The sequence below is a fragment of the Streptomyces chiangmaiensis genome (genome assembly GCF_036281785.1).
Classification (GTDB): Bacteria; Actinomycetota; Actinomycetes; order Streptomycetales; family Streptomycetaceae; genus Streptomyces; species Streptomyces chiangmaiensis.
This window is the reverse complement of the sequence record NZ_JAYWVC010000354.1, coordinates 1-4,969: the sequence shown is the minus strand read 5'-3', so window position 1 is coordinate 4,969 and position 4,969 is coordinate 1. Positions and strand designations below refer to the sequence as shown.

General features: G+C 69.7%; 2 protein-coding genes and 1 pseudogene. All 3 read right to left on the bottom strand.

The genetic code is table 11. From position 1 onward, the window contains the following. Positions 1–289 precede the first annotated feature (289 nt). Entirely contained in the window at positions 290–2,749 is a 2,460-nt protein-coding gene (locus VXC91_RS42250; protein ID WP_408057609.1) for a galactose oxidase-like domain-containing protein, read from the bottom strand. Then, positions 2,749–3,918, bottom strand: a complete 1,170-nt coding sequence (locus VXC91_RS42245; protein WP_329512662.1) for a glycosyltransferase family 2 protein — start codon at positions 3,916–3,918, stop codon at positions 2,749–2,751. The genes VXC91_RS42250 and VXC91_RS42245 overlap by 1 nt, the downstream gene beginning before the upstream one ends. Positions 3,919–3,959: 41 nt before the next feature. After that, positions 3,960–4,969: pseudogene (locus VXC91_RS42240) on the bottom strand (glycosyltransferase); the annotation flags it as partial.

Sequence of the window (4,969 nt, the reverse complement as noted above, 5' to 3'; positions counted from 1 at the left end):
TGCGTCCCGTCGTTGTCGGGGCTGCTCTCCACCAGACCTGGCCGACTCGCCGGGCCCAGCTACCCCCTGCTTCTGCCGTCCCGCTGCGACGGGACGACGGTGCGGGTCTCACACCCGCACGCGGATCGCAGCGCCTCGTGGCGCACGGTCTTCCACCTCCACTCGAACCAGCCGCGCCTCACGGCGCAAACCGAAAGTGAGCCAGGGCCGTTCATTGGACACTCCCAACGGGTATGGCGGCCGGGCAAGACGGCGAAGCGCCCGACGCTGCGCTGCCGCCGTACAGCTGTCATCTGGGTGACCCGCCGTCGGTACGGTCGCAAGCCAGGCCGTTGTGGTTCGGATCGAGCCGCAGCGGGTCGTCGACACCGTTGGTCTTCAACGGCAACTTGAAATCGTGACTGCTCAGCCACGTGCAGCGGGCGGCCGTGGTGGCCTTGACGGTGTTCGGGAAGACGGCCGGGATGCAGAGGTCGCGGGTGCCGTAGTGGTTGTCGCAGCCGGAGACACGGACGCCGACCGGGGCTGAGGTGCGCTTCTTCCCGGGCTTTTGGGGCTTGTTCGCCAGGTCCCTGGCGAAGTCGTGGATGTGCGGGGACGGGGTGTCCGTGCCGGCCGAGGTGGCGGAGCGCAGTGCGGTGGCGCTCCCCTGGGCGTCCAGGTGGACCCACTTCGCCACCGAGGGCACGCCGTTGGCGTCGACCGCGAAGAGCATGTACCAGCCGGGCGGCGCCACATTGGGGTTGCTGGTGACGTTGAGGTCAATGGTGGTGCCGTTGACGACGGTCAGCGGCAGGTCTACGAAGCGCTGGTCGGGGTCGGAGGAGTGGGTGACCGCGGCCGGGCGGATCAGTTCGGCCCTGGCGATGGTGCGGTCGACGGTGATCCGCTGGCTGCTGCCGTACGTCCAGTGATCGTGGGTGACCGAGGTGATCTGCGGCCGGGGGCCCTTGAAGAGGTACGGCGGCGTGTAGATCGACACATTGTGGTTCCACGTGCCGTTGCCGGGGTTGTCGCCGGTGGCCATGACGCGGCCGTCCGGCAGCAGGAAGGCCGAGGAGTGGTAGCCGCGGGCCTCGGGGTCGGCGGCGACGGGGGCGAAGGTCTCGGTCTGGGGATCGAAGATCGACGTCTCGTGGACGGGGTCCGCCCGGTTGTGCAGTCCGCCGCCGGTCTCCAGGATCTTGCCGTCGGGCAGGAGGACGGCCGAGACGTACATCTTGCCCTGGGCGCCGGTCTGCGGCACGGTGCCCGTCGGCAGGTCGACGGTGCCCTGGGGCAGCAGCGGTCCTGCGGAGTACGTGGGGTTCGGTTGCTTCAGGTCGATGAGGTCGGTGAGCCGGTTGCCGTCGGGGTTGCTGTCGATGTTGCCGCCGCCGATGGTCAGGACGCGCTGGTCCTGCGCCGGGGGCAGCAGCACGCTGGCTGACTGGTCGCGCTGGTCCTTGTTCTGCAGGCCGTTGATGGGCGTGACGGTGTTGGCGTCGTAGTCGTAGACCGCAGAGCCGGTGCCGGGTGTGCCGTTGCCGAAGACATGGCTGCCGGAATAGAAGAGCCGGCCATCCTGCATCAGGATCATCGACGGGTACAGTCCCCAGTACGACCAGGTCTGGTTGACCTGCGACAGCGGGAGCCACTTGTTCTGCGCGGCCGACCACTTCTCGGCCGTCACCGAGCCCGTAGAGTCCTCGCGCAGGCCGCCGAAGGACAGTACATCCCCGTTGCCCAGCTCGGTCGCCGAGGGATACCAGTGGCCGTCGTTGAGGTCGTTGGTCTGCGTGTAGGTCTCGGTGTCCGGATCGAAGACGTAGCTGTGCCGGTAGCCCTCGTAGCCGTGCGAGCCGTCGGCGGCGGGGTAGGCCTTGTTACCGCTCATGATCAGTACGCGGCCGTCGGACAGCTGGATGTGGCCCGAGCAGAACATGTCGTCGGGGGTGGGGATGACCTTGTAGGTGCTGGCCTCGGGGTCGTAGACGGCGGAAGTGAAGCTGCCGGCCGCGAAGTTGTCGGTGTTGTTGCCGGAGCCCGCGATGAGCAGCACCTTGCCGTTCTTCAGGACCACGGAGTGCATCGAGCGCACCGGGTTCTGCGCGGGCAGTACATCCCACCTGCCGTCCTGGCACTCCGCGGCGGTACCGGTACACACCGGATCGGGCGGTGTGCCGCCGACGAGTTCGGCGGTGTAGTCGTCGGTGGTGACGCTGCCGACGCCGTAGACGGACACGCCCCAGGTGAGCTGGTCGGTGCCGGCCGGGACCGGCGGGGTGCGCACCTCGGCCTTGCTCCAGGCTGCGCTGACCGGCGGGTTCATCAGGTCGGTCCAATACTGCCAGCCGGCCGTGGTGTCGTGCCGGAAGAGGGTGACCGCGGTGTCCGCGGTCGTCGACTTGTACCAGACCGACAGGTCGTACTGCTGGCCGGTCGTCACGTGCGGGGCGCAGTCGGGGGTCTCGGTCATCATCGCCTTGCGGTCGCCGTCCAGGCGGCGGGTCAGGGCGACCGTCACCGCCTTGCTTCCGGAGTGCGCGTCGGCGGTGGTGGTGAAGGTGAAGTCGTTGTCTCCCCAGCCGGACTTCTCCCAGCAGGCCGGCAGGTCGTCGGTTCCGGCCGTCTCGAAGCCGGGGTTGATGATGAGGTTGGTGCCCGCCTCGGCCGCCTCGGGGGCCGACAGCAGGAGGAACGGCGCCGCCATGGCTGCGAAGATGAAGGCGGTGGCGGCCGCGAAGGGGCCGCGTGCTCTTCTCGTCATCAGGCCTCCTCGATCTTTCCGCGGCGGCCGGCTGCCCGGCGGCCGCGGCGTGGCAGGTAGACCAGCAACTCGGTGCCCGCGAACCGCAGGACGAAGGTCACGACCAGCGCGAACGCGGTCGCCGTGAACACTCCCATCCCGAGTCGTCCGACGAAGAGCGTGATCAGCGGGATGCGCAGCAGCAGGTCGGCGTTGGTCAGCAGCCCGAACCGGCCCAGGCGGTCGGCCCAGTGGCGGTGGCGACGGCGTTCCCGGAACAGAAGCAGTTCGATCAGCAGGAAGTTCCACAGCACGCCGAACTGGTTCGCGACGATCTCGGCGGGCACATAGTGCATACCCGCGGACGTGAGCACGGCCAGCGCCGCCAGGTTGGGCACGAAGCCAGTGAGCCCGATCAGGCCGAAGACCAGTGCCCGCCCGACCGGCGAAGCGGTGCGCAGCCTCACCAGGTGGGCGAGGAAGCGCATTCCCTCCCGGACGGTCGACTTGGACTCGCCCGCGTAGCGGTTCTGGAAGACAAGGGGCACCTCGGTGACGGCACGGGGACGGCTGCGGACCGCCAGCTCCAGCAGGATCTTGTGCCCCAACGGGCGCAGCGCGCCGCTGCCGCGATGGTTGCGCACCGCGTCGCGGCGGATGGCGAAGAAGCCGCTCATCGGGTCGCTGATGCCGCGCAGGGCCCGCGGGAACAAGCCCTTGGTGAGCCAGGTCGCACCGCGCGAGACCGCGACCCGGTAGGCCCCGGCGAGCCCGGCGCGGCTGCCGCCACCGGTGTAGCGGCTGGCGACGACCAGGTCGGCGCCCTTGTGGGTGCCGGTCTCGACGAGTTCGGGGACGAGGGACGGCGGATGCTGCAGATCGGCGTCCATCACGACGACCCACTCGGTGTCGGCGGTCCTCAGGCCCTCGACGACGGCGCCGCCGAGTCCACCGGCCGGGGTGTCGCGGTGGATGACGGTGACGGGGAACGGGCAGTCGCGGCCCACCATCTCGGCGACCGCCGGGGTGTCGTCGGTGCTGTCGTCCACGAAGACGACTTCGCAGTCAGGTAGCCGCTCAGGGAGTGAATCGGCCAGCCGGGAGAGGAGTTCGCAGATGTTGCCGGACTCGTTCAAGGCGGGGATGACCACGGTGACGGAGCCGGGCGTGATGGGCGCTCCGGCGTGCAGATCGGGGGCGTTGGCCCCTTCCGTACCGCTACTGAACACGGTCACCTGGTCCCTCCAGCGATGCGGCGGATCTCGATGCGGTCGGCGCCCTCGCCGAAGACCGCGACGGGGGCGGAGTGCTGCAGTGCCGCCTTGACGGTCGGCAGGTCAACGGCGTCCCGGCGCACCGTCGGGGAGGCGACCACGTAGTCGATGTCCCGCCAGCCGTTCGGCAGCGTCTTGGCGACAGCGGGGTCGAGGTCGGCCTTGTAGAACCAGATGGCGCCGTCACCGGGGCGGTATCCGGCGTGGACGAGGTCGAGCCACAGGGCGTCGTCGACCAGTGCCCGCGTGCGGCCCGGGTCCGCCACGTCGTCCCGCATCCAGGCGGCGGCCGCCCGGTAGGGCGCGTTGGCGTCGGCGATCAGGGCGGTGCGGTCGCCGTCGTACCAGTGCGATACGACCCGGACGGCGACGGTCGCGCCCAGGGCGGCGAGCAGCGTCCCGCGGGCGTACCGGAAGGCCCGGCCGCCGCGCCGGGCGCCGCGAAGCAACACCGCGTGGGTGACGCTCACGGCGGTCCCGGCGACGATCAGCGCCAGGAAGGGCAGCGCCTGGATCACGTACATGGCGGGCAGATAGCCCGACGGACGCATGGCGACCAGAGCGAGGATCGCCACGGCGAGAGCGGGACCGGCCAGCGCCCTGGCGGTCACCGACCAGCGCAGGACACCGAGCAGCAGCACAGCGCCGGCAAGCCCGCCGAGCGGAAGCACAGTGTCGTAGTAGAGCCACGACTCGAAGACCGCGTGCGAGTTGGTGCCCTTGGCGAGGATGAAGCCCGAGCCCTCGCGGCTCATCTGAAATCTGATCCCGCCGATCAGCGAGACGTGCCCAGGGCCCGGGAACAGTTCATAGTTGAGCAGGGCATAGAGCGGATACCCCAGCCCGGTCAGCCCGCACGCGACCACCGCGCCGGTCACCGCGAACTTGCGGGTGTCACGGTGGCTGTGCTGCCACATCGTCACCAGCAGCGCCGGCAGCACGACCAGCATCGTCTCCTTGCTCAGGA